The 23,103-nt window shown below is 71.3% G+C and carries 16 protein-coding genes; 12 read left to right on the forward strand and 4 right to left on the reverse strand.

Annotated elements, in window-relative coordinates:
• The first annotated feature begins 114 nt into the window (after nt 1-114).
• Entirely contained in the window at nt 115-4,203 is a 4,089-nt protein-coding gene (locus tag APR03_RS24085; protein ID WP_253839861.1) for a carboxypeptidase regulatory-like domain-containing protein, read from the forward strand.
• 129 nt (nt 4,204-4,332) lie between these two features.
• On the opposite strand, the gene APR03_RS24090 is transcribed toward APR03_RS24085, so the two are convergent.
• On the reverse strand, nt 4,333-5,424 hold the full coding sequence (locus tag APR03_RS24090; RefSeq protein ID WP_253839862.1) for an inositol-3-phosphate synthase: 1,092 nt from the start codon (nt 5,422-5,424) through the stop codon (nt 4,333-4,335).
• Nucleotides 5,421-6,065 carry a PadR family transcriptional regulator gene (locus tag APR03_RS24095; protein ID WP_253839863.1) on the reverse strand — a complete coding sequence of 215 codons (645 nt, stop codon included), beginning with the start codon at nt 6,063-6,065 and terminating at the stop codon, nt 5,421-5,423. The genes APR03_RS24090 and APR03_RS24095 overlap by 4 nt, the downstream gene beginning before the upstream one ends.
• 240 nt (nt 6,066-6,305) lie before the next feature.
• On the opposite strand from APR03_RS24095, the gene APR03_RS24100 reads away from it, so the two are divergent.
• From APR03_RS24100 to rplI, 6 genes are all read left to right on the forward strand, one after another.
• Nucleotides 6,306-8,879 carry a transglycosylase domain-containing protein gene (locus APR03_RS24100; protein WP_253839864.1) on the forward strand — a complete coding sequence of 858 codons (2,574 nt, stop codon included), beginning with the start codon at nt 6,306-6,308 and terminating at the stop codon, nt 8,877-8,879.
• Nucleotides 8,880-9,064: 185 nt separating this feature from the next.
• Nucleotides 9,065-11,644 (forward strand): transglycosylase domain-containing protein, encoded by a 2,580-nt coding sequence (locus APR03_RS24105; RefSeq protein WP_308216541.1) that lies wholly within the window; start codon nt 9,065-9,067, stop codon nt 11,642-11,644.
• 188 nt (nt 11,645-11,832) lie between these two features.
• Entirely contained in the window at nt 11,833-12,123 is a 291-nt protein-coding gene (gene rpsF / locus APR03_RS24110; RefSeq protein WP_253839865.1) for a 30S ribosomal protein S6, read from the forward strand.
• 110 nt (nt 12,124-12,233) lie between these two features.
• Entirely contained in the window at nt 12,234-12,779 is a 546-nt protein-coding gene (locus APR03_RS24115) for a single-stranded DNA-binding protein (RefSeq protein WP_253839867.1), read from the forward strand.
• A 79-nt stretch (nt 12,780-12,858) separates the two neighbouring features.
• On the forward strand, nt 12,859-13,095 hold the full coding sequence (rpsR, locus tag APR03_RS24120; RefSeq protein WP_020013532.1) for a 30S ribosomal protein S18: 237 nt from the start codon (nt 12,859-12,861) through the stop codon (nt 13,093-13,095).
• A gap of 17 nt (nt 13,096-13,112) precedes the next feature.
• Nucleotides 13,113-13,562, forward strand: a complete 450-nt coding sequence (gene rplI, locus APR03_RS24125) for a 50S ribosomal protein L9 (protein ID WP_253839869.1) — start codon at nt 13,113-13,115, stop codon at nt 13,560-13,562.
• A gap of 187 nt (nt 13,563-13,749) precedes the next feature.
• Here the strand turns inward: rplI and APR03_RS24130 are convergent, their stop codons facing one another.
• The gene (locus tag APR03_RS24130; protein ID WP_253839870.1) at nt 13,750-15,075 is read right to left on the reverse strand and encodes an MGH1-like glycoside hydrolase domain-containing protein; all 1,326 of its coding nucleotides are present in this window, start codon (nt 15,073-15,075) and stop codon (nt 13,750-13,752) included.
• A 62-nt stretch (nt 15,076-15,137) separates the two neighbouring features.
• On the opposite strand from APR03_RS24130, the gene APR03_RS24135 reads away from it, so the two are divergent.
• The 5 genes from APR03_RS24135 (at nt 15,138) to APR03_RS24155 (ending at nt 22,292) form a co-directional block, all read left to right on the forward strand.
• Nucleotides 15,138-16,556, forward strand: a complete 1,419-nt coding sequence (locus APR03_RS24135) for an ABC transporter substrate-binding protein (RefSeq protein ID WP_253839873.1) — start codon at nt 15,138-15,140, stop codon at nt 16,554-16,556.
• Between the two features lie 47 nt (nt 16,557-16,603).
• Nucleotides 16,604-17,500: a carbohydrate ABC transporter permease gene (locus APR03_RS24140; RefSeq protein WP_253839875.1), complete on the forward strand. Its 897-nt coding sequence runs from the start codon at nt 16,604-16,606 to the stop codon at nt 17,498-17,500.
• On the forward strand, nt 17,497-18,363 hold the full coding sequence (locus APR03_RS24145; protein WP_253839877.1) for a carbohydrate ABC transporter permease: 867 nt from the start codon (nt 17,497-17,499) through the stop codon (nt 18,361-18,363). Before APR03_RS24140 ends, APR03_RS24145 begins: the two co-directional genes overlap by 4 nt.
• Before the next feature lie 34 nt (nt 18,364-18,397).
• On the forward strand, nt 18,398-19,603 hold the full coding sequence (locus tag APR03_RS24150) for an ROK family protein (protein ID WP_253839879.1): 1,206 nt from the start codon (nt 18,398-18,400) through the stop codon (nt 19,601-19,603).
• A 280-nt stretch (nt 19,604-19,883) separates the two neighbouring features.
• Complete coding sequence (locus APR03_RS24155) at nt 19,884-22,292, forward strand: YhgE/Pip domain-containing protein (RefSeq protein ID WP_253839880.1); 2,409 nt, start codon at nt 19,884-19,886, stop codon at nt 22,290-22,292.
• A gap of 65 nt (nt 22,293-22,357) precedes the next feature.
• Here APR03_RS24155 and APR03_RS24160 read toward each other — a convergent pair whose 3' ends face one another.
• Nucleotides 22,358-23,068 carry a DUF305 domain-containing protein gene (locus APR03_RS24160; RefSeq protein WP_253839888.1) on the reverse strand — a complete coding sequence of 237 codons (711 nt, stop codon included), beginning with the start codon at nt 23,066-23,068 and terminating at the stop codon, nt 22,358-22,360.
• Nucleotides 23,069-23,103: the final 35 nt, after the last annotated feature.

The raw sequence follows: 23,103 nt of genomic DNA on the forward strand, positions 1-23,103 counted from the left end.
CGACCTTGTTCCGTCGCGCCGCTCACCCGACGGTTGGAGGCGGTCCACAGCAAGTGGACTGCCGTCGCGCGCTCCCGTGGCATCGCAACGGGTACGCCCGAGCATGGAGGCCCCATGTACCGTCGCAGGAAAATTGCAGGGAGGGCGACGACTGCCGTCACAACGGCACTCGCGCTCCTCGCAGCCTCAGCGGCGACCGTTGCGCCAGCAGCGGTCGCCCAGACCGTCCCGACGACCACCCTCACCGCCGCCGACGAGCCCGAGGAGAAGTTCAGCAGCAAGGTCCTCGCCCAGCTCGAGAACAAGAAGACCGCTGACTTCTGGATCCAGTTCGCCGACAAGGCGGACCTGGCACCGGCCGAGGACATCGCGGACTGGGACGAGCGCGGCCAGTTCGTCTACGACGCGCTGCGCGCCACGGCGAAGAAGTCGCAGGCCTCCGTGGTCAAGGAGCTGACCGCGGCGGGCGCGAAGTACCAGAGCTACTGGATCAACAACGCGATCTTCGTCGACGACGGCTCGCTCGAGCTCGCGGAGAGCGTCGCGACCAGCACCACGGTCGCGGGGATCCACGAGCAGATCACCATGCAGTACGACAAGCCGGTCGAGAAGAAGGCGTCCGGCGAGAAGTCGGCGGCCGCCGTCGAGTGGGGCCTCGACGCGATCAACGCCCCCGAGGTCTGGGAGCTCGGCTACACGGGTGCCGGCATCACGGTGGCGAACTTCGACACCGGTGTGGACGGCGCGCACCCGGCGCTGCAGAGCAAGTACCGCGGGTTCAACGCGGACGGCACGTACGACAACGACTACAACTACTTCGACATCCCGGGCACCTGTGGTGACGGGGCGCCGTGCGACTCCGACCAGCACGGCACGCACACGATGGGCACCATCGTGGGCGGCACCGGCACGAACCAGATCGGTGTCGCGCCCGACGCCACCTGGATCGCGTCGAACTGCATCGACAACGCGGGCTGCGAGTGGGACGACTACCTCGCGAACGCGCAGTGGTTCCTCGCGCCGACCCGCACGGACGGCAGCGACGCGGACCCGTCGAAGCGGCCGCACGTGGTCAGCAACTCGTGGGGCATCCCGCCGGGCGTCAACCTGCCCCAGGACTGGATGAGCGCCGAGACGCAGGCCTGGAACGCCGCGGGCATCTTCGGTGCCTGGGCCGGTGGCAACGAGGGCCCGGGCTGTGAGACGGGCCGGTTCCCCGGCGAGTTCGAGCACACCTACTCGGTGGGTGCGTTCGACGTGAACGGCGCCATCGCGTCCTTCTCGGCGCGTGGCCCGGGCCGCAACGGCACCCTGCTGCCGAACATCGCGGCGCCCGGCGTGAACGTGCGCTCGTCGATCCCCGGTGGCGGCTACGCCAACTTCAGCGGCACCTCGATGGCGACCCCGCACCTCGCGGGCGCGATCGCGCTGCTGTGGAGCGCTGCTCCGTCCCTGGTCGGTGACATCGAGGGCACCATCGCGCTCCTCGACGAGACCGCCGTGGACACCTCGGACCTCTCGTGCGGCGGCACGCCGGAGCGCAACAACGTCTGGGGCGAGGGCAAGCTCGACGTCGCCGCCCTGGTCGACGCCGCGCCGACGGCCGGCACGGGCACCGTGGCGGGCACCGTCAGCGACGCCTCCGGCGACCCGATCCCGAACGCGTCGGTGGTCATCGACGGTGAGCGCGACCGCACCGTCTCGACCGGCGCGGACGGCACCTTCTCGGCCGCGGTCCTCGCGGGCGACTACACGGTGTCGGCCTCGGCGTTCGGCTACGTCACCTCGCCGGCCGCGGCCGTGACGGTGGACGTGGACGAGACCGAGAACGTGGCCATCACCCTGGAGGCGGCGCCGACGCACGCCGTCACCGGCACGGTGCACTTCGAGGGGTCCAGCGAGCCCGTGGCCGGCACACCGGTCACGCTCCGCGGCTCCCCGTTCGCACCGGCGACCACGGACGCCGACGGCCGGTTCGCCTTCGCCGACGTGCCCGAGGGCACCTACTCGCTCTCCGTCCAGCTGGGTGGCTGCGCCGCCCCGTACGACGGCGAGCTCGTGGTCGACGGCGCGGAGGACGTGGACATCGCGATCGTCCCGAACGTCGACGCCGGCGGGTACTCCTGCTCGGTCACGACCGCCGACTACCGCCAGGGCGACACCCGCGTGAACCTCACGGGTGACGACGCGGCGACGTCCGTGGACCTGCCGTTCGACTTCCCGCTCTACGGTGAGTCGTACTCGCGGGCCTTCCTGACGAGCAACGGCCACATCAACTTCCTGGGCTCGACCACGAACTACTCGAACGTGGCGATCCCCGCGACCGGCCAGCCCAACGCGGCGCTCTACCCGTTCTGGGACGACCTGGTGCTCGACGCCTCCGCGGGTGTGTACTCGGCGACCACCACGGTGGACGGCGTGCCCGCCTACGTGCTCGAGTGGCGCAACGTCCGCAAGTACAGCCCGGACACCGACCGGCTGAACTTCTCGGTCACGCTGCTGGCCAACGGTGACGTGACCTTCGGGTACGGCGCCCTGACCGACAGCTCCTCCGCCAAGGGCGACTCGGCCACCGTCGGTGTCGAGAACGCCGCCGGTACGGTCGCCACGCAGTACTCCTTCAACCAGGCGGTCCTGTCCGAGGGTCTGTCGATCACCTTCGACGCCCCCGCGGTCGCGTCGGTGTCGGGTGTGGTCAAGGACTACAACACCAAGGACGTGATCGAGGGCGCCGACGTGACCCTCACGGCGGCCGACGGTTCGGAGGTCACCGCGACCACCGGCGCCGACGGCTCCTACTCGGCCCTGGTGAGCCTGGGCCGGTACGGCGTGGAGATCGCGGCGGACGGCTACGAGTCGCTCACCAAGAACGCCAACCTGACGGAGGAGGGCGGCACGGTCACCGTGAGCGGGCAGCTCAAGGCCGGCCAGCTGACGCTCTCGAAGACGGAGATCGCCGCGAGCCTGGCGATCGGCGGCTCCGCCTCGCGCAACATCAAGATCACCAACACCGGCTCCGCGCCGGCCGAGGTGAACCTGGGTGCGCGGGACGGCGGGTACGTCGTGCTCGGTGGTGACACCGCGTCCACGACCGGTGTGGTCAAGGGCGTCCAGGGCAAGGCGACGGCGGCCAAGCTGCCGTTCTCCTCGGGTGGCAGCAAGGCCGACGGGCTGCGCAGCACCGCCTCGACCGGTGCCGCCACGGGCAAGGTCGCCGCGGCGTCCTACCCGGAGCTCGCCGCGGACGAGGTGACCCTGTCGCACTCGACCTCGCACGAGATCGTCGCGTCGAGCTCGGTGGCGTGCCCCTCGGGCATCACCAAGCTGCTGCGCACCTACACCCCCGGTGACTTCGGCATCACGGCCGGCTTCCAGCCGACCAGCGTCACCTTCGGGATCCAGGAGGTGGCCACCCCGTCGACGACGGCCACGGTCACCCTCTACACGCTCTCCGGTGCGTTCACGTACGCCAACCTGACCCCGATCGGGTCGGGCCAGGTGACCGTGACGAACGACTTCGGTTCCTGGTACACCGTGCCGATCGACGCCGACGCCGTCATCGCCCCGGACGACATCCTGGTGGTCGAGGTCGCGGGCGCGGCCATCTACGTGGGCGGCAACCCGTCCGCCGAGACGAGCCCGACCTACCTCGCCTCGGACGGCTGCGGCACGCCGGAGCCGACCACCGCCGACAGCCTGGGCTTCCCGGACTCCAACCTGGTCATCGACGTGACCGGTGAGGTGGCGGGTGCCGGTGGCGGCGTCGAGTGGCTGGATGTCCAGCCGCCGTCGTTCACCCTGGCCCCGGGCAAGAGCGTGACCGCGGTGGCCACCATCACGGCGGCCGTGGACCAGCCGGGCACCTACACGGCGTCGATCAACGTCGGGAACAGCACGCCGTACGACGTGTCCCCGATCGCGGCGACGATGACCGTGAAGGCGCCGTCGGGCTGGGGCAAGATCACCGGCACGGTGAGCGGCGCGGGCGCGCCGATCGAGGGCGCGGTCGTGGCCCTCGACGGTGTCTCCTACGACGTCGTGCTGCGGACGGACGCCGACGGTACGTACTCGTACTGGATGCAGAAGTCCAACGCCCCGCTGCAGGTGACCGTCTCGGCCGACGGGTTCGTCCCGCAGACCAAGAAGGCCCAGATCGTCGCGGGCCAGACCACGGTCTACAACTTCGGTCTGACCGCGTTGTAGCCCGCGGGGGTAACAGGGGGGTCCGCGAAAGATGGGCGCCTGTCCGGCGGCCGCCACGTCGAGGTCTGGGACTCGACGAGGTGGTCGCCGGGCAGGCGCCCTGCGGTTCTCTCCCGACGGATCAGCGCGTCAGCGCTCGACCTCACCGCGGATGAACGCCTCCAGCTGCGCACGGCCCGCGGTGTCCTCCATCTGCACGGGCGGCGACTTCATGAAGTACGTGGCGGCCGAGAGGATCGGGCCGCCGACCCCGCGGTCCTTCGCGATCTTGGCCGCGCGCACGGCGTCGATGATGATGCCCGCCGAGTTGGGCGAGTCCCACACCTCGAGCTTGTACTCCAGGTTGAGCGGCACCTCGCCGAACGCACGGCCCTCGAGGCGCACGTAGGCCCACTTGCGGTCGTCCAGCCAGGCCACGTAGTCCGACGGGCCGATGTGGACGTTGCGGTCCTCCTTCTTGCCGGCCAGGGGGCCGGTGAGGTTGGACGTGACCGCCTGCGTCTTCGACAGCTTCTTGGACTCGAGGCGGTCGCGCTGCAGCATGTTCTTGAAGTCCATGTTGCCGCCCACGTTGAGCTGGTAGGTGCGGTCGAGGACGACGCCGCGCTCCTCGAACAGCTTGGCCAGCACGCGGTGCGTGATGGTGGCGCCGACCTGCGACTTGATGTCGTCGCCGACGATCGGCACGCCGGCCTCCTCGAACTTCGCCGCCCACTCGGGGTCGGAGGCGATGAACACGGGCAGGGCGTTGACGAAGGCGACGCCCGCGTCGATGGCGCACTGCGCGTAGAACTTCGCGGCCTCCTCGGAGCCCACGGGCAGGTAGCAGACGAGCACGTCGACCCGGGCCTCGCGCAGCGCGGCGACGACGTCGACGGGCTCCTTGGCGGACTCGTCGATGGTGTCGCGGTAGTAGTCGCCGAGCCCGTCGAGCGTCGGGCCCCGCTGGACCAGCACGCCCGTGGGCGGCACGTCCGCGATGGTGATGGTGTTGTTCTCGGACGCGGTGATGGCCTCGGCCAGGTCGAAACCGACCTTCTTCGCGTCGACGTCGAACGCCGCGACGAACTCGAGGTCCGACACGTGGTAGTCGCCGAACTGCACGTGCATGAGGCCCGGCACGGTGCCCGCCGGGTCGGCGTCACGGTAGTAGTGCACGCCCTGGACCAGGGACGAGGCGCAGTTGCCTACGCCGACGATGCCCACGCGGATGGAGGTCATCCTCGCTCCTTCTTCGGTTGTTCCTGCTGGGGCGAGCGATTCTGCGCCGCGGCGCGTCCCCGCTCGGTGGAGATGAGGCCGTCGAGCCAGTGCACCTCGCGCTCGACCTTCTCGAGCCCGAAGCGCCGCAGCTCCAGCGCATATTCGTCGAGCCGCGAGCGCGGGTGCGCCGTGGACTCACGGAAGGCCTCCAGGCGCTCGGTCAGCCGGGTACGCCGGCCCTCGAGCACGCGGAGGCGGGTCTCGGCGTCGGTCTGCCCGAAGAGCGCGAACCGCACGTCGAAGTTGTCGTCCTCCCAGGCGGCCGGGCCGGCGGTGGCCAGGACGCTCTGGAGGTACTCCTTGCCCTCGGGGGTCAGCTCGTAGACGACGCGCCGTCGTCCGAGGGGGTTGGGCTTGGTGGTGCGGCCCGGGATGCCGGGCTTCGGCTTGCGGGCGGACGGCGGTGGCGCGCTCTCGGCCGTGGCGATGAGGCCCCGCGCGACCAGGCCCTTGAGGGCGGGGTAGAGGGTCCCGTAGGAGAGGGCGCGGAACGAGCCGAGCACCAGGTTGAGGCGTTTACGCAGCTCGTACCCGTGCAAGGGCGACTCGTTGAGCAGGCCGAGGACGGCGGTCTCCAGCACGTCGGACCGGCTGCGCACGGTGGCCTCCTGTTCGATGTATCGAGTCGATACATCGAGAGGATAGGGGAACGTGGACGGAATGTGAAGCAGAGGCAGACGGTATGGGTCAACCCTGGGTGAAATGTCCTAGGGTGCGGTGCGTGCCCTACCCGCGTGACAGAGCGGTCACCGAGATCCCCTATGGTTTCGGGTGGTTTGCCGCCACCAGTGCGCCGACCGCACCGGCAGACCCTGGTACGAACCGAGGAAGAGGCTGACGTGTCGAACTGGAGTCCCCCTCCGATCTGGCCGCAGACGCCCCGGCGTCGGCAGGGGATCTGGAACTACCCGCGCCCGTACCGCACCGGGATCCGCGCCTGGATCCCGTCGTGGCGGTTCGTGGTGGGCGCGATCCTGACGGGGACGTCGCTCGTCGCGGGCGTCGTCGTCTCGGCCTGGATCAACCTGCCCGTGCCGGACGAGCTCGGCAGCGTGCGCTCGGAGACCACGACGGTCTACTACGCCGACGGCAAGGTGATGGGGAAGTTCGCCGCCCAGAACCGCACGATCGTCGCCCTGTCGGACCTGCCCGCGCACGTGCCGGCCGCGATCATCGCGTCCGAGGACCAGTCGTTCATGACCCACATGGGCATCAACCCGCTGGGCATCGTCCGCGCGGCGCTCAACAACGCCTCCGGCGGCGCGCAGCAGGGCGCCTCGACGCTCACCCAGCAGTACGTCGAGAACTACTACATCGGTGTGGGCGAGGCGACCTACGCGGACAAGTTCCGCGAGGCGATCCTCGCGCTCAAGGTGACCAAGGAGCAGTCCAAGGAGCAGGTGCTCGAGGGCTACCTCAACTCCATCTACCTGGGGCGCGGGGCGTACGGCATCGAGGCCGCGTCGCAGGCGTACTTCGGGCACCCGGCGAGCAAGATGACCATCTCCGAGTCGGCCTTCATCGCGGGCATCATCCCCAACCCCACCTACTGGGACCCGCGGCAGGGGGAGGACGCGCAGGCCCAGGCCGAGGGGCGGTGGAACCGCACGCTCGACTTCATGGTGCAGCAGGGCGCCATCACCGCCGACGACCGCGCGGCCGCGCAGTTCCCGAAGCTGAAGAAGTACACCCAGGGCGGCAGCGACCCGCAGAGCGCCTACCTGCTCCAGGAGGTGGCCAAGGAGCTCGCCCGGCAGGACATCACCGAGGACCAGCTCACCAGCGGCGGCCTGACCATCACGACCACCATCGACTCGAAGATGCAGGCCGCGGCGGCCGAGTCGATGAAGCTCCCGGAGGACGCCGACCCGCGCATCCGGGCGTCGCTCACGTCGATCGACCCGGCCACCGGCGCGATCAAGGCGCTCTACGGCGGGCCGGACTACAGCAAGTACCCGACGAACGCAGCCACGCAGGACATCGCCCAGGCCGGCTCGACGTTCAAGCCGTTCACGCTGGTCGCCGCCCTGGAGAAGAACATCTCGCTGTACAGCCGGTGGGACGGCACGTCGCCCCAGGAGATCGAGGGCTACACCAACTGGAACGACCAGACGCAGGAGGAGGAGCAGGCGACCCTCACCAACTTCGGCACCCCGCCGTACGGTGAGAGCTACCCCAACGTCACCCTGCTCGACGCCACCGCCAACTCGGTGAACACCGCCTACGTGCACCTCAACAAGGAGGTGGGTCCCGAGAACACCAAGGACGTGGCGACCCGGGCGGGCATCCCGGAGACCGACTCCAAGGGCAACCAGATCGTCGGGTCCAACCTGGCGAACGTGCTCGGCACGGCCAGCGTGCACAACCTCGACATCGCGCACGCCTACTCGACCTTCGCGGCCCAGGGCCGGCGCACCACGCCGCACCTGGTGCAGGAGGTCAAGGACGGCGAGCTGACGCGGTACGTGTGGAGCGGCACCGCGGAGGAGGAGTTCGACCCCGAGGTCATGGCGGCGACCACCTACGCCCTGCAGGGCGTGGTCAAGAACGGCTCGGGCGAGCCCGCCTCCCACCTCGTGGGCCCCGACGGCTACACCGAGCGGCCCGTCGCCGGCAAGACCGGTACGTCGAACAGCAACCGCTCCGCCTGGTTCGCCGGGTACGTGCCGCAGCTCGCCACCGTCGTCGGCATGTACCAGTACGACCTCGAGTCCGGGCAGTACATGCAGATCGCGCCGTTCGGCGAGTGGAAGGAGATGGGCCTCGCCGGCATCACCGGCGGCAGCTGGCCGGTGACCGCCTGGGCGGACTACATGTCCAGGGCGACCGAGGGCATGGACGTCGTGGAGTTCCCCGACTACCAGCCGCCCGCCCCGCCCGAGCCGACGCACTCGCCCTCGCCGTCGACCAGCCCGTCGACCGAGACCGAGGAGATGGTCATGGTCCCGGCGAACCTCACCGGCCAGTCGATCATCGACGTCGCGTCGGCGCTCGCGGGGCTCGGCCTCGTGACGGAGCAGGTGGACGTGGACAGCGACCAGGAGGTGGGCGTCGTCCTCTCGGTGGCGAACGAGGGCCAGGAGGTGCCGGCCGGCTCCACCATCCGGGTCGAGGTCTCCAACGGCGCGCTCGTCGAGGAGGAGGAAGAGGAGACCACGCAGGTGCCCTGGGGCCTGACCAACCAGGACCAGGGGGACGCGGCGGCCCAGCTCGAGTCGGCCGGGCTGACGCCGGTGGTCCAGGAGGCGCCGTCGGACAGCGTGCCCGAGGGCCGGGTGATCTCCGTCGACCCGGGTGAGGGCTCGGAGGTGCCGGTCGGCAGCGAGGTCGTGCTCGTCGTCTCGACCGGGCCCGAGGAGGGTGACCCCTCCGACGACCCGTCGGACGACGGCGGGGGCGGCATCTTCGGGTAGGCCCGGCGCCGCGGCGGGTTCTGCCGGTAGGGGGTGAATATCACCATCTGCGCTGGTAGAACCCGCCCTCGAACACGGGCCGTACACAGAGAAACCGCGTTTGTGCTACTTGCCGCGAACATCGATCCTCTATCGTTTCGACGGTTCAGTGCCCTCACTGGACGGATTCGAGGAACGAGGAAGACGTGGCGAACTGGAGCCCTTCGCCGATCTGGCCGCAGACTCCCCGGCGCCGGCGGGCCATCTGGAACTACCCCCGGCCGAACCGCACGGGCCTGCGTGCCTGGGTGCCGTCGTGGCGGGTCGTGGTCGGCACGATGCTGACCGGCGTGTCGCTCGCGGTGGGTGTGTTCACCGCGGGGTGGATCGGCTGGCCGGTGCCTCAGGCGCGCCCGGACATCGGTTCGGAGTCGACGACGGTCTACTACGCGAACGACCAGGTCATGGGGAAGTTCGCGGCGATCGACCGCACGATCAGGTCGCTCGACGAGCTGCCCGACTACATCCCGGAGGCCGTGCTGGCGTCCGAGGACCAGAACTTCCGGGACCACATGGGCGTCGACCCGGTGGGCATCGTCCGCGCGTTCGTCAGCAACGTGACCGGCGGCACCCGCCAGGGCGCGTCGACGCTGACGCAGCAATACGTGGAGAACACCTACTTCGAGCCCGGCCAGACGTCGTACGCGGACAAGTTCCGCGAGATCATCCTGGCGCTCAAGGTGGACCAGGAGAAGACCAAGGACGAGATCCTCGAGGGCTACGTCAACAGCATCTACCTCGGCCGCGGGGCCTACGGGTTCGAGGCGGCCGCCAAGGCCTACTTCGACAAGCCCGCGGCCGAGCTCACCGTCTCCGAGACGGCGATGCTGGTGGGGATCATCCCGTCGCCGTCCTACTGGGACCCGCGTTTCGGCGAGGAGTCGCGTGCCGTGGCCGAGGAGAAGTGGGGCCGCGTCCTGCGCAACATGGTCGAGATGGGCACCATCACGGAGGAGGAGCGGGCGGCCGCCACGTTCCCCGAGCCCATCGAGTACAAGCAGCCCTCGCGTGCCGGCCAGGTCGGCTACCTGCTGGAGGAGGTCCGCAAGGAGCTCGCGCAGCACGGGATCGCCGAGGAGGACCTCATGACCAACGGTTACGAGATCCACACGACGATCAACCCGAAGTGGCAGCAGGCGGCGGTGAAGACCGCCGACACGATCCCCTACAAGGGCGAGGGCGCCGCGTCCAAGCGGCTGCGCGTCTCCATCGTGTCCATCGACCCCAAGGACGGGGCGATCCGCGCCCTCTACGGAGGCAAGGACTACGCCGAGGTCCAGTTCAACGCCGCGACCGACGGCAAGGCGCAGGGTGGTTCGACGTTCAAGCCGTTCACGCTCGTCGGCGCGCTCGAGGACGGCCACGAGCTCAACGAGCGGTACCTCGGCAACAGCCCGATGCAGATCCCGGGGTGGACCGAGCTGGTCGACGGCGTCGAGAAGGAGAAGGAGCTCACCAACTTCGGCACCGAGGCGGGCGGTGAGTCGTTCGGCGAGATCGACCTCGTCAAGGCCACCGCGCACTCCGTGAACACGGTCTACGCGCAGCTCAACGTGGAGATCACGCCGAAGAAGTCGCAGGACGTCGCGATCCGGGCGGGCATCCCGAAGGACGCCACGAACGACACGCTGTCGAACGTGCTCGGCACGGGGAACGTGCGTCCCGTCGACCTCGCCGGCGCGTACGCCACGTTCGCGGCCCAGGGCACGCGGACCACGCCGCACATGGTGAAGTCGGTGAAGAACGGCGAGCAGCTGATCTACGAGTTCACCACCCCGCCGCAGCCCGGAGTGATCAGCCCCGAGGTGATGACCAAGGCGACCTACGCGCTGCAGCACGTGGTCACCGAGGGGTCGGGCACGCCGGCTCAGGAGCTGCTCGGTCCGGACGGCAACCCACGGCCGGTCGCGGGCAAGACCGGTTCGACGAACGACAACAAGGCCGCGTGGTTCGCCGGCTACATCCCGCAGCTCACGACCGTGGTGGGCCTGTACCAGGTCGCCGAGAACGGCGGCGAGGAGACCATCACACCGTTCGGCGAGTGGGCGAACTACAGCCTGACGGGTGGTACCTGGCCCGTCACGGCGTGGACGCACTACATGCAGATGGTCACCGAGGGCATGGAGGTCCAGGAGTTCCCGGACTACACGCCGCCCGCTCCGGAGCCGACCTTCTCGCCGTCGCCGTCCACCACGCCGTCGCCGTCGGAGACGCCGGAGGACAAGGTGCTGGTGCCCGGGGGCCTCGTGGGGCAGCAGATCGCGGGTGTCATGGCGATCCTGTCCGGCTCCGGGCTGAGCCCGGTCATCGTCGAGGTCGACAACGAGGCGGACCAGGGAACGGTGGTCTCGGTGCAGCACGAGGGCCAGGAGGTGCCGCGGGGCACGCAGATCCGCGTGGAGGTCTCGAAGGGACCGGGCCAGCAGATGGCGCGCGTGCCGGGTGGCCTGGTCGGCAGCAACGAGGGCAACGCCCGGGCGCGGCTCCAGCAGGCGGGTCTCCAGCCGGCCGTCGAGTACCGGGAGTCGAGCGACGTCGGTCAGGGCGTCGTCATGGAGGTCGACCCGGGCGAGGGCAGCGAGGTGCCCGCTGGTACCCCCGTCCGCGTGATCGTGTCCTCCGGCCCGGGCGACATCGGGATCCCGTCCGGCGAGCCGACCGGCGGTGGTCCCGGCGGCGGTGGTGGTGGCGGTGGCGGCGGAGGTGGAGGTGGCGGGGACGGCTGATCCTCCCTCGCCCTCCGCGACCCCGAGGGGCCGTCTCCGTCGGGAGACGGCCCCTCGGGCCGTGTGAGGGGTCTCTCGCCCGCTCGATTCCGCCGTTTCGCGTGGGGCGGGTAGGCTAGGCCACTGCTGTGAACCCTCCTGTCACGGAACGACCGTGACCGCTGAGACCAGAGGAGGTGGGTATACACATGCGTCAGTACGAACTGATGGTGATCCTGGACCCGGAGGTCGAGGAGCGCACCGTTGCCCCGTCGCTCGACAAGTACCTGTCGGTCATCACGACCGAGGGTGGCACCGTCGACAAGGTGGACATCTGGGGGCGCCGCCGTCTCGCTTTCGACATCGCGAAGAAGTCCGAGGGCATCTACGCCGTCGTCGACTTCACCGCGTCGTCCGCGACCGCCAAGGAGCTGGACCGCCAGCTCGGCCTCAACGAGGTCGTGCTCCGGACCAAGATCCTGCGCACCGGCGACAAGTGAGTCGTCCGGACTGAACCCTCCGCGCCCGCGCGTGTGTCAGTGTCTCGTGGTTGCATTCACCGCGAACCCGGATACCGCATACGGAACGTCGACTGAATCGAGGAATTGGCATGGCTGGTGAAACTGTCATCACAGTGATCGGGAACCTCACCGGGGACCCGGAGCTGCGCTTCACCCCTTCAGGTGCTGCGGTCGCCAACTTCACGGTGGCGTCGACCCCGCGGACCTTCGACCGCCAGAGCAACGAGTGGAAGGACGGGGAGACCCTGTTCATGCGCTGCTCGATCTGGCGCGAGGCCGCGGAGAACGTCGCGGAGTCGCTGACCAAGGGCACGCGCGTGATCGTGCAGGGCCGTCTGGTCCAGCGCTCCTACGAGACCCGCGAGGGCGAGAAGCGCACCGTCGTCGAGCTGCAGGTGGACGAGATCGGTCCGTCCCTGCGCTACGCCTCGGCCAAGGTCACCCGGGCCCAGCGGTCCGGTGGCGGCGGCTTCGGTGGCGGCGGTGGCGGCTTCAACGGTGGCGGCGGCCAGCAGGGCGGCGGCTCCGGCGGAGGATTCAGCTCTTCTGGTGGCGGTCAGAGCAATGACGACCCGTGGGCCACGGCAGGCCCCGCGTCGTCGGGCGGCTCGTTCTCGGACGACCCGCCGTTCTAACCGCTACCACCCAGTTCACCTTTTTTGCTCGTCCGGCCCGCCAGGCCGAGCGGGCAGCACCTGACGAAGGAGCAACACCATGGCGAAGCCTGTGGTGCGCAAGCCCAAGAAGAAGATCAACCCGCTGAAGTCCGCGAAGATCGCCAACATCGACTACAAGGACACGGCGCTGCTGCGGAAGTTCATCTCCGACCGCGGAAAGATCCGTGCCCGTCGTGTCACCGGCGTCTCCGTGCAGGAGCAGCGTCAGATCGCGAAGGCCGTGAAGAACGCCCGCGAGATGGCCCTGCTGCCGTACACGTCGACGGCTCGCTGAGGAAGGGATCGAGAATCATGGCAAAGCTGATCCTGACCCACGAGGTGACCGGCCTGGGCGAGCCCGGCGACGTGGTCGAGGTGAAGGACGGGTACGCCCGTAACTTCCTCATCCCGCGTTCGCTGGCGACCCCGTGGACCAAGGGCGCCGAGTCCGACATCAACGCGATCCGCAAGGCTCGCAAGAGCCGCGAGATCGCCTCGCTGGACGAGGCGAAGGCCCTGGCCGACTCCCTGTCCGCGAAGCCCGTGACCGTCACGGCGAACGCCGGCCCCGGTGGCCGCCTGTTCGGTGCGGTGACGACGGCGGACATCGCCGGCGCGGTCGCCGCTGCCGGTGGCCCGTCGGTCGACAAGCGCAAGATCGAGATCGGCCAGTCGATCAAGTCGACCGGTGACTACACCGTCGCGATCCGCCTGCACCCCGAGGTGTCGGCGAAGATCGGCGTGAAGGTCGTCGCCGGCTGAGCTCCGGCTCGGACCGTCTGATCTGCTGATCGCGAGCGAGGCCCCGACCCCCGACAGGGGGCCGGGGCCTCGCTGCGTCCACCGCAGGGCACAACCCCAGATCGGTCCGTTGCCCCGAGATCGGTCCATCGATGGACCGATCTCGGGGCAACGGACCGATCTCGACGCCTCCGCCTCAGGAGGGGGTTCAGGGGGTGGGGAGTGGCACCGGGTGGTGGTCGCTCGAGAGCAGCACGTCCAGGGTGAGGGCTGCCGTCCAGGAGAACTGGCGGGTGCCGCGGGGCGTGCCGGTGTCGGGGTCCACGTACTCGGGGAAGCCGCCCGGCGCCGCGGCGGCGAACTGCTCGCGCAGGCGCGCCACCAGGTCGTCGCGGCCCAGCGCCCCGACGGCCCGCAGCAGCAGCCACGACATGTTGAACCACGCGGGTCCCCGCCAGTACAGCGCGGGGTCGAACGCGGGATCGTGCCGCGAGGTGCTGGGCAGGTACCGGCCGCCGCCCAGGAACCCCGGGCCGGCGAGCGTCGCGAGGAGGCGCTCGGCACGGCCGGGGGCGAGGCGGTCCGCCAGCAGCAGCGGGACCAGCCCGTTCACGGTCGCCCGGCGTACCCGTTCACCCGTGGTGTCGTCGAGCGCCACGTACAGCCCGAGGTCCTCGTCCCAGAGGTGCTCGTCGAGCGCGGCGACGACCCGGGCCGCGGCCGCCGTGTGCGCGGTCGCCGCACCGTCGTCGGACAGGGTGGTCGCCATGCGGGCCAGCGCGAGCTCGGAGACCGCCAGCAGCGTGCCGAACAGCGGGCAGACCATCGCGAAGCCGACTGGCACGTCGTCGTCGCAGCCGGCGTCGCGGTAGGCCTCGGCCAGCCGGTAGTAGCGGCGGTAGTCGCGGCTCCCGGGGCGCTCGCCGGCTCCGGCGTGCGCCAGGTCCGGCCGGCGGACGGGGGTGCGGGCCAGCGGGGGCACGCGTTCGAGCGCGGCGTCCCACAGCGGGGAGTTGTCCGTGCCGGTCTCCCAGGGGTGCTTGGTCACGGGCAGGCCCACGCTCCCCGTGCGCCGGTTCCGCAGGTACTCGTGCCAGCGCGCGAGGCGCGGATAGGTCCGCGCCAGAAAGCCGGCGCGCACGGAGCCGGCGGGGTCTGCACAGTGCACCAGCCAGGCCGCCCAGGCATGCAGGGGCGGCTGGACCAGCCCGGACGTGGGCCGGCTCCCGGCCGGTGCGCCGCCGCGCGGCCCGCCCCAGAACTCCGGCCCGGGCGCGTAGTCGTCGCCACGCGCCGTGTCGTACACGATCTGCGGCACGCGCCCGTCGGCCCACTGGGCGTCCAGCAGCGTGCGGAGCTCCGTCCGCGCCCGGTGCGGTGCGCGGTGCCGGTTGCCGATGGCCACGAAGGCCGAGTCCCAGCTCCACTGGTGCGGGTACAGCCCCGTCGCGGGAACCGTGTGGCTGCCGGTCCAGCTCGCGTCGAGCACCCGGGAGGCGGCGTCGGCGACGTCTTCCCGCAAGTCCTTGTGCATCTTTCGACAGTAGGTTAGACATAAGTGCCAGATCCACTCACTCGACGGCGAGGAGAGATGCGATGTCCCGGTTCGGCACGTTCCGATACGACAGGGCGGGCGCCGTCCGCCGGACGATCGCCGCGTCGGCGGCCGCCGCGGCGGCCCTGACGGTCACCGCCTGCGGCAGCGGCGGGCCCGAGAGCGACGGGGTGGTCACCGTCTGGACGGTCGAGACCCAGCCGGAGCGCCTCGCCGTCCAGCAGGAGGCCATGGACGCCTGGGCTGCGGACGCCGGCGTCGAGACCGAGCTCGTGCCCGTCGAGGAGGACCAGGTCTCGCAGCTCCTGTCCGCCGCGGCCCTCTCGGGCGACGACATGCCGGACGTGGTCAACGCGATCAGCCCCGGGCTGGTCCGCTCGTTCGACCGCGACGGCTACCTCGACCGGGACGCCGCCGCCGAGGTGGTCGAGGCGCTCGGTGAGGACACGTTCACGTCCGTCGCCCTCGACCTGACCAGCGACGACGGCGAGCTGCTCGCCGTCCCCTCGGACGCCTGGCCCATGATGGTCTACTACCGCACCGACCTCTTCGAGGAGGCGGGCCTGGAGCCGCCCACCACGTACGACGCGCTGCGGACGGCAGCCGAGGAGCTGACGACGGACGGCCGGTACGGCATCACGCTGTCGACCGACGCCGCCGACCCCTTCACCCAGCAGACCCTCGAGTTCCTGGCCCAGGGCAACGGCTGCGAGCTGGTGGACGACGCCGGCGAGGCGACCCTCGACAGCCCCGCGTGCACCGAGACGATCGAGCTGTACGGCGCGCTGGCCGCGGACTTCTCGCCGGACGGGACCGAGGGCGTCGAGTCGACGCGCGCCTCCTACTTCGCGGGGCAGGCGGCGATGACGGTCTGGTCGTCGTTCCTGCTGGACGAGCTGGCCGGGCTGCGCGAGGAGTTCACGCCGTCGTGCGACGAGTGCACCGAGGACCCGGGCTGGCTCGCCGAGCACACGGCGGTGGTGCCCGTCGTCGAGGGGCCGTCCGCGGGCGGCGACGCCGCCGGGTACGTGGAGCTCGTGTCCTGGGGCATCACCGACGGGGCGGACCCGGAGACCACGGACCTCGTCGAGTACATGATGTCGGACGCGTACGTGGACTGGCTCTCCATGGCGCCCGAGGGCAAGGTGCCGGTGCGCACCGGCACGGCCGACGACCCCGCCGAGTACACCGACGCGTGGTCCGGCCTGCAGATCGGCGTCGACCAGCGGGTCACCTTCTCGGACGTGTGGCCCACCGAGGTGACGGACACGCTCGCCGCCGCCCCCGAGTCGGCGAACCGCTGGGCGCTCCCGCAGGGGCAGGGCGCCGTGCTCGGCCCGCTCACGAGCGAGCTGCCGCTCGCGAAGGCGGCCGCCGACCTGGGCTCGGGCAGCACCGACGCCGCCGGGGCGCAGTCAGCGATGCAGGAGGCCGTGTCGGAGATCGTGGGCCGCGACTAGCGCGTCGGCGGGGCATCGGCCCCGTGGCCGGGGGAAGGAGGGGTGGCGTGGGGTCCAGGCTGCGCGGGTACGAGAACCGCGACGGGATCGCGCTCGTCGTACCGGTGACGCTGGTCGTGGCCGCGATCATCGTGCTGCCGATCGTGTGGACCGTGGTGCTGTCGTTCCAGGACGCGCGGTACGTCGACGTGGCGCGCAACGGCCTGTTCAACGAGCTCACGCTCGAGAACTACGCCGACGTGCTCACCTCGGAGGCGTTCTGGCGGTCGCTGCTCACCACCGTCCAGTACTCCGTGGCCACGACCGTGGGCTCCATCGCGGTCGGGCTGGTCGCGGCGCTCGCGTTCCGCGACCGGTTCCGCTTCCGGGCGCCGCTCCGGGCCGTCATGCTGCTGCCGTACGTGGCGCCCGTCGTGGCCACCACGTTCGTCTGGCAGGTGGCGCTGAACCCGCAGTACGGCGTGGTCAACGCCTTCGGCACCCGGGTGCTCGGGTGGGAGCACCCGGTCAACTTCCTGTCGTCGGCGCCCACGGCGCTGCTCACGGTCATCGTCTACGACATCTGGCGGTACTTCCCGTTCGCCTTCATGTTCCTCGGGGCGGCCCTGACGGGCCTCAGCCGCGAGATCGAGGAGGCCGCGGTGGTCGACGGCGCCACACCGCTGCAGAAGTTCTGGTTCGTGGTGCTGCCCCAGCTGCTGCCCACGGTGGCGCTGCTCGTGCTGTTCCGCATGGTCATGGCCTTCAACGAGTTCGACGACGTGTACCTGCTCACCGGCGGTGCCGCGGGGACGCAGGTGGCGTCGGTGCGGGTGTTCGAGCAGCTCACCGGGTCGAGCGACATCGGCGGCGCGAGTGCGACCGCCGCGGTCATGGCCGTGTTCCTGGGGGTCGCGCTCGCGATCTACCTGCGGCTCACGACGCGGCAGAGGGAGACGCCATGAGCGCGGTCACCGTGCAGTCCGGCGTGCTGCGGGTGCTGCGCGTCGTGGTCGTCGTAGGGCTCGTGCTGGCCACCGTGGTGCCGTTCGTCTACATGCTGTCGCTGAGCTTCGTGCGCATCGACGACCTGCTGCGCGACCCGCTGCGCGTGCTGCCCGCCCTCGACCGCCTCACCACCGAGACCTACCGCGAGGTGCTGGCCTCGGAGCAGGACGGCGGGTACGGGTTCGCGCGGTTCATGCGCAACTCGGCGTTCGTGGCCGTCGCGGCGTCGGCGCTGACCGTCGTGCTCGTGGTGCCGGCGTCGTACGCGCTGACCCGCCTGCGGTTCGCGGGGCGCAGGCAGGTCTCGTGGCTGTTCCTCGCCGTCTACCTGTTCCCGACGATCATCATCGCCGTGCCCGTCTTCGTCGGGTTCCAGGTGCTCGGCCTCGGGTCGTCACTGGTGGGGCTGGTGATCGCGTACGTGGCGCTGACGGTGCCCGTCTCGGTGCACATGCTGCGCAACTACCTCGCGGGCATCCCCGAGTCGATCGACGAGGCGGCGGTGATCGACGGCGCCTCCCGCCTGCAGATCCTGACCCGCATCACCGTGCCGCTCGCGATGCCCACGATCATGTCCACGGCGCTGTACTCGTTCATGATCGCGTGGAACGAGTTCCTGTTCGCGCTCCTCTTCCTGTCCGCCAAGCAGGACCTGTGGACCGTCTCGCTCGGCCTCACCCGCCTCGCCGACGGGCAGGAGGTGTCCAAGACCGTCCTCATGGCGGGCAGCGTGCTCCTGACCGTGCCGATCGTGATTCTGTACGGGGTGGCCGAGCGCGCCCTCACCGAGGGCCTGACCGCGGGGGCGGACAAGGGCTGAGCGGCACGCACCGAGCAAGGAACCGAGGAAGAACGTGGCAGCAGGCGCGGGCGAGATCCTGCAGCTCATCAGGAGCGGACGCGCGACCACGCGCACCGCGGTGCTCGACGCGACGGGCCTGTCCCGCGTCACGGTCGCCCAGCGGATCGACGCCCTCCTGGCCGCGGGCATCATCCGCGCCGCGGGCGACGCCGGAGCCACCGGCGGCCGGCGCGCCGAACGCCTCGTGTTCGACCCGGAGGACTCGCTGGTGCTCGTCGCGGCGCTGGAGCCGGCGGAACCGAGCACCCGGTCGCCGGACGGCGGTGCACCGCCGGCGGGCCCCGACGCAGCGGCGCTCGCCGTCGTCGACCCGCACGGCACCCTCCTGGCCCGCGCCGCACTGCCCGTGGACCTGTCCGCGGGTCCGGCGGTCGTGGTGCCGCAGGTGCTCGACGGGTTCGACGCCCTCCTGGCCGACGCCGGGATCGAGCAGTCCGCCGTCGGCGGTGTCGCGCTGTCGGTGCCGGGTCCCGTCGACCCGCACGACCACCGACTGTCCGACCCGCCCGTCCTGCCCGGCTGGGGCGGCTGGCCCGTGGTCGAGGCGGTGCGGACCCGGTTCGACGTGCCCGTGCACCTCGAGAACGACGCCGATGCCACGGCATACGGCGAGTACACCGAGCTGGCCGGCCGGCACCAGGAGCGCCCGCAGCCGTTCGTGCTGGTCAAGGCGTCGAACTTCCTCGGCGCGGGGCTCGTCCTCGACGGCCGCATCTACCGGGGCACGGACGGCGGGGCGGGCGACATCGGGCACGTCGACGTCGGGGGCGACGCGGTCTGCCGGTGCGGGCGCCGCGGCTGCCTCGCGGCGGAGGCCGGTGGCGCGGCTCTGCTGCGCCGTCTCGGGAAGGCGGGGGTTGACGTCGGGTCGCTCGCCGAGCTGTGCGCGCTCGCGGAACGCGGCGACCCGCGGGTGACGGCGGAGCTGGACCGTGCGGCCGCGCTGACCGGTCGCGTCCTGGCGGTGCTGGTGGGCGTGCTCAACCCGGCCGACCTGGTGGTGACCGGAGAGCTCGCGGTGCCCACGGTCATGGCGGGGGTCCGGGCCGGCGTCTACGCGGGGGCGCAGCCCCGGGCGACGGCGCGGCTGCGGATCCGGCCGGCGGTCCTGGGGCCGGACGCCGTGCTGGTCGGGCTGGCGCGCGTCGCCGTCGACGACCGGTTCTCGGCCCCGGCCGTGGACGCGCGCCTGGGCTGACCGGGACGTGGCCGCCCCTGACCAGGGCGCGGGTGATCTTTGGGCGTTTTACTGAGTTGTAATCAGTAAAGACGTCCGCCGTGGCGTTCTCGCGGGTACCTTCGGCCCAGACGCCCGCGATGTCGGGCTTCGTGCCCGCCGACGGCGGCGGGCCCGGCGGCCAGGGGGACGCCGGTCGGACAACGTCCGCGGGCGATGACGCACGCGGGGCGAGAGGTGGACGATGACGCAGCTTCATGCATCCCGAGCACCAGGGCCTGGACCGACGATCTTGACGGCGGTGGGAATCGCCACGCTCCTCATCGGTGCCATCGTGGCCACGGCCGTGATGCTCCTGTTCCAGGGCAGCGTCGCCAACGGCGCGGTCCAGCTGGCCGACGGCGCGGGCGAGCTCAACGACGGTGTCCAGAACCGGCTGGTCTCGGGCGTCGGTGAGCTCAGCGCGGGCGCCACGGAGCTCAACTCCGGTGTGCAGGACGAGGTGGTACCGGGTGTCGAGCGGCTTGCCGAGGGCGCCGGAAAGCTGGACTCCGGCGCGTCGGACCTGCGCGAGGGCGTGGTCAAGCTGCACGACGGCTCCAAGAAGATCGCCGACGGCACCGCCGAGACGGCGTCCGACGTGGCCGACCTGGCGGACGCGTCCCTGCTGCTGACCGCGGGCTCGACGCAGCTCAACGACGGCCTGGGCACGCTCAACACCGCGGCCCCGGCGCTCGCCGAGGGCGCGACGCGCCTCGCGGACGGATCGATGCTGGTCGCCGCGGGCGTGGTCACGGTCAGCGACGGCGTGACGCCGCTGGACGCCGGCGCGAAGAAGCTGGCCTCCGGGTCGGCGCTGGTGCAGGCCGGTGTGGTGAAGGTGCGGGACGGCGTGACGCCGCTGGACGCGGGTGCGAAGAAGCTGGCCGCTGGGTCCGGCGAGGTCTACGCCGGCGTCGCGCGGGTCAGTGACGGCGTGATGCCGATCGACGCCGGTGCGCGGCAGCTGGCCGAGGGTTCGCGGACCCTGGCGGCCGGCACGGGCCAGGTCCACGCCGCGGCCACGCAGCTCGCCGACGGGTCCAGCCAGGTGCTGGCCGGGAGCCAGGAGCTCAACGGCGGCCTGTCGCAGCTCGCTGCCAACAACGGGACGATTCTCGACGGCACCGAGGCGGTGCAGGCCGGCGCGAACGACGTGGCGGCAGGTGCTGCGACTCTCGACGCGGGCGCGGACCAGATCGCCGGCGGTCTCGCACAGCTGCGTTCCGGCATGCCCGCACTGGTGGACGGTGCCGCCGCGGCGGCGACGGGGGCGCAGCAGGTTGCCGACGGCGCAGCTCCGGTGGCGGCGGGCGCGGGCCAGGCCCGGGACGGTGCCGGCCAGCTCGCCTCGAGCATCGGTGGTCTGGTCGGGGGTGCCAACCAGGTCAAGGACGGCAACCAGGCGCTCCAGCAGCAGCTCACCGCGCTGGCAGGCGCCACCGACGACCCGACGCTCAAGGCTCAGCTCCACGGGCTCGCCGGGGCCTCCGGGGAGCTCGCCGCGGGTGCCGGGCAGGTGGCTGCGGGGGCGTCCCAGGCCCAGGCTGGTGCGGCCGGCCTTCGCGACAAGCTCGGCGAGCTCGAGACGGGCGCGCAGGCCGTGTCGGCCGGGGCGCAGCAGGTCGCCGGGGGCACCGCGCAGGTGTCCGGCGGCGTCAAGCAGGTCGCGGACGGGATCGCGCCGCTCGAGGCCGGTGCGCGTGACCTCGCCGCAGGCTCCGAGCAGCTCAAGGTCGGCAGTGCCACGCTGAAGGCCGGCGTCGGACAGCTCGCCCCGGGCATCCGCCAGTACGTCGGCGGCGTCGGTAGCGCGTATGCCGGGAGCAACGCACTTCTTGCGGGCACCCAGCAGGTCGCCGGCGGCACCGCGCAGCTGGCGCAGAGCACCCCGACCCTGGTCGCGGGCGCGGCCCAGGTCGCCGGCGGTAACGCCGAGCTGGCGGCGGGCACGGGCGAGCTCAAGGCGGGTCTGCCGCGGCTGCTCGCCGGCGCGTCCCAGGTGGCCGGCGGCAACGCCGACCTGGCCGCGGGGACCGGTCAGCTCAAGGGCCGGCTGCCGGAGCTCGTCTCGGGCGCCTCCCAGGTGGCCGGCGGCAACGCGGACCTGGCTGCCGGTACCGGCAAGCTCAGGGGCGGCCTCCCGGCCCTGCTCGCGGGCGCCACGCAGGTGGCCGACGGCAACGTCGAGCTCGCTGCGCAGACACCGGCCCTCGTGTCCGGCGTCGGCCGGCTCTACGACGGTTCCGGGCGCCTCGTCGACGGCATCGTCGAGGTGCGCGACCGGGTGGTCCCGAAGGTCGAGAAGTCGCAGCGCCTGGCCGACGGCTCGGTGACCCTCCGCGACGGGCTGGGGGACGCCCGCAAGGGCACCCGCACCCTGGTGGACGGCACCGGCGCGCTCGACGACGGCACGCAGACCCTCGCCGCGGGCGCCGTGGACCTCGCCGACGGCACCCAGCGGCTCGCCGACGGCTCCTCCGAGCTGGCCTCCGGCACCACGGAGCTGGCCTCGGGTTCCGAGCGGCTCTCGGCGGGCACGGGACGGCTGCAGAGCGAGGTCGACGACGCCGTCGTCGGCCCGATCGGCATCGGCGTGATCCTCGCGGCCGCGCTGGGTGTGCTGCTCGCCGTGGCCGGCCTGATCCTGCTGGGCCGCCGCCGGGCCTGACCGGGCACGACCCGTCATACCCGGTCGCCGGGCCGGAGCACCCGCTCCGGCCCGGCGACCGTCGTCTACAGCTCGTCGAGCATCTGGTCGAGGCGGTCGATCTCCGCCATCTGGTCGGCGGCGATGTTGTTCGCCAGCTCGAGCACCCGCTCCTGGCTGCCCGCGGCCGCGACCTCCTTGCACATGGCGAGGGCCCCCTCGTGGTGCTTGATCATGCCCTCGAGGTACAGCCGGTCGAACTCCTGCCCCGACGCGTCCTCCAGGGCCGCCATCTCGACGTCGGTCAGCATCCCGGGCATGTCGGCGGCGTCGTGACCGTGCTCCGGGGCACGCGGACCGGAGCCGTCGCCGCCCTCGGCGGTCAGCGGCACGGGGTAGTCGTTCTCCTCCAGCCAGCTCGTCATGAGGTCGATCTCGCTGGCCTGCACCACGTCGATGCGGTTCGCGAACGTCTTGAGCTGCTCCGACGCCGCCCGCTCCGGTGCGAGCACCGACATCTCGATGGCCTGGTCGTGGTGCCAGATCATGTCGGAGAGGAACTCGGCGTCAGCCCGCGAGAACGGCGCCTGCTCCGGCGCGCCCTCGTAGTCCTCGGGCGCGACGGTCTTCGCCGGCTCCCCCGGCTTGCCGGGCTGCACCACCACGGAGCTCGGGGTCGAGACCGTCTCCGGCTCCTCGTCCGGGCTGCACGCGGACAGAGCGAGCGTCGGCACCAGCACGACCAGCCCGATCGCGGCCGTCCGGGCGCGCATCCGGCGTCCGGCACCTGTCAGCATTCCCACGGCGATCCTCTCTGCGGGCTCACGGTCGC

It is taken from the genome of Promicromonospora thailandica, assembly GCF_024171955.1.
GTDB lineage: Bacteria > Actinomycetota > Actinomycetes > Actinomycetales > Cellulomonadaceae > Promicromonospora > Promicromonospora thailandica.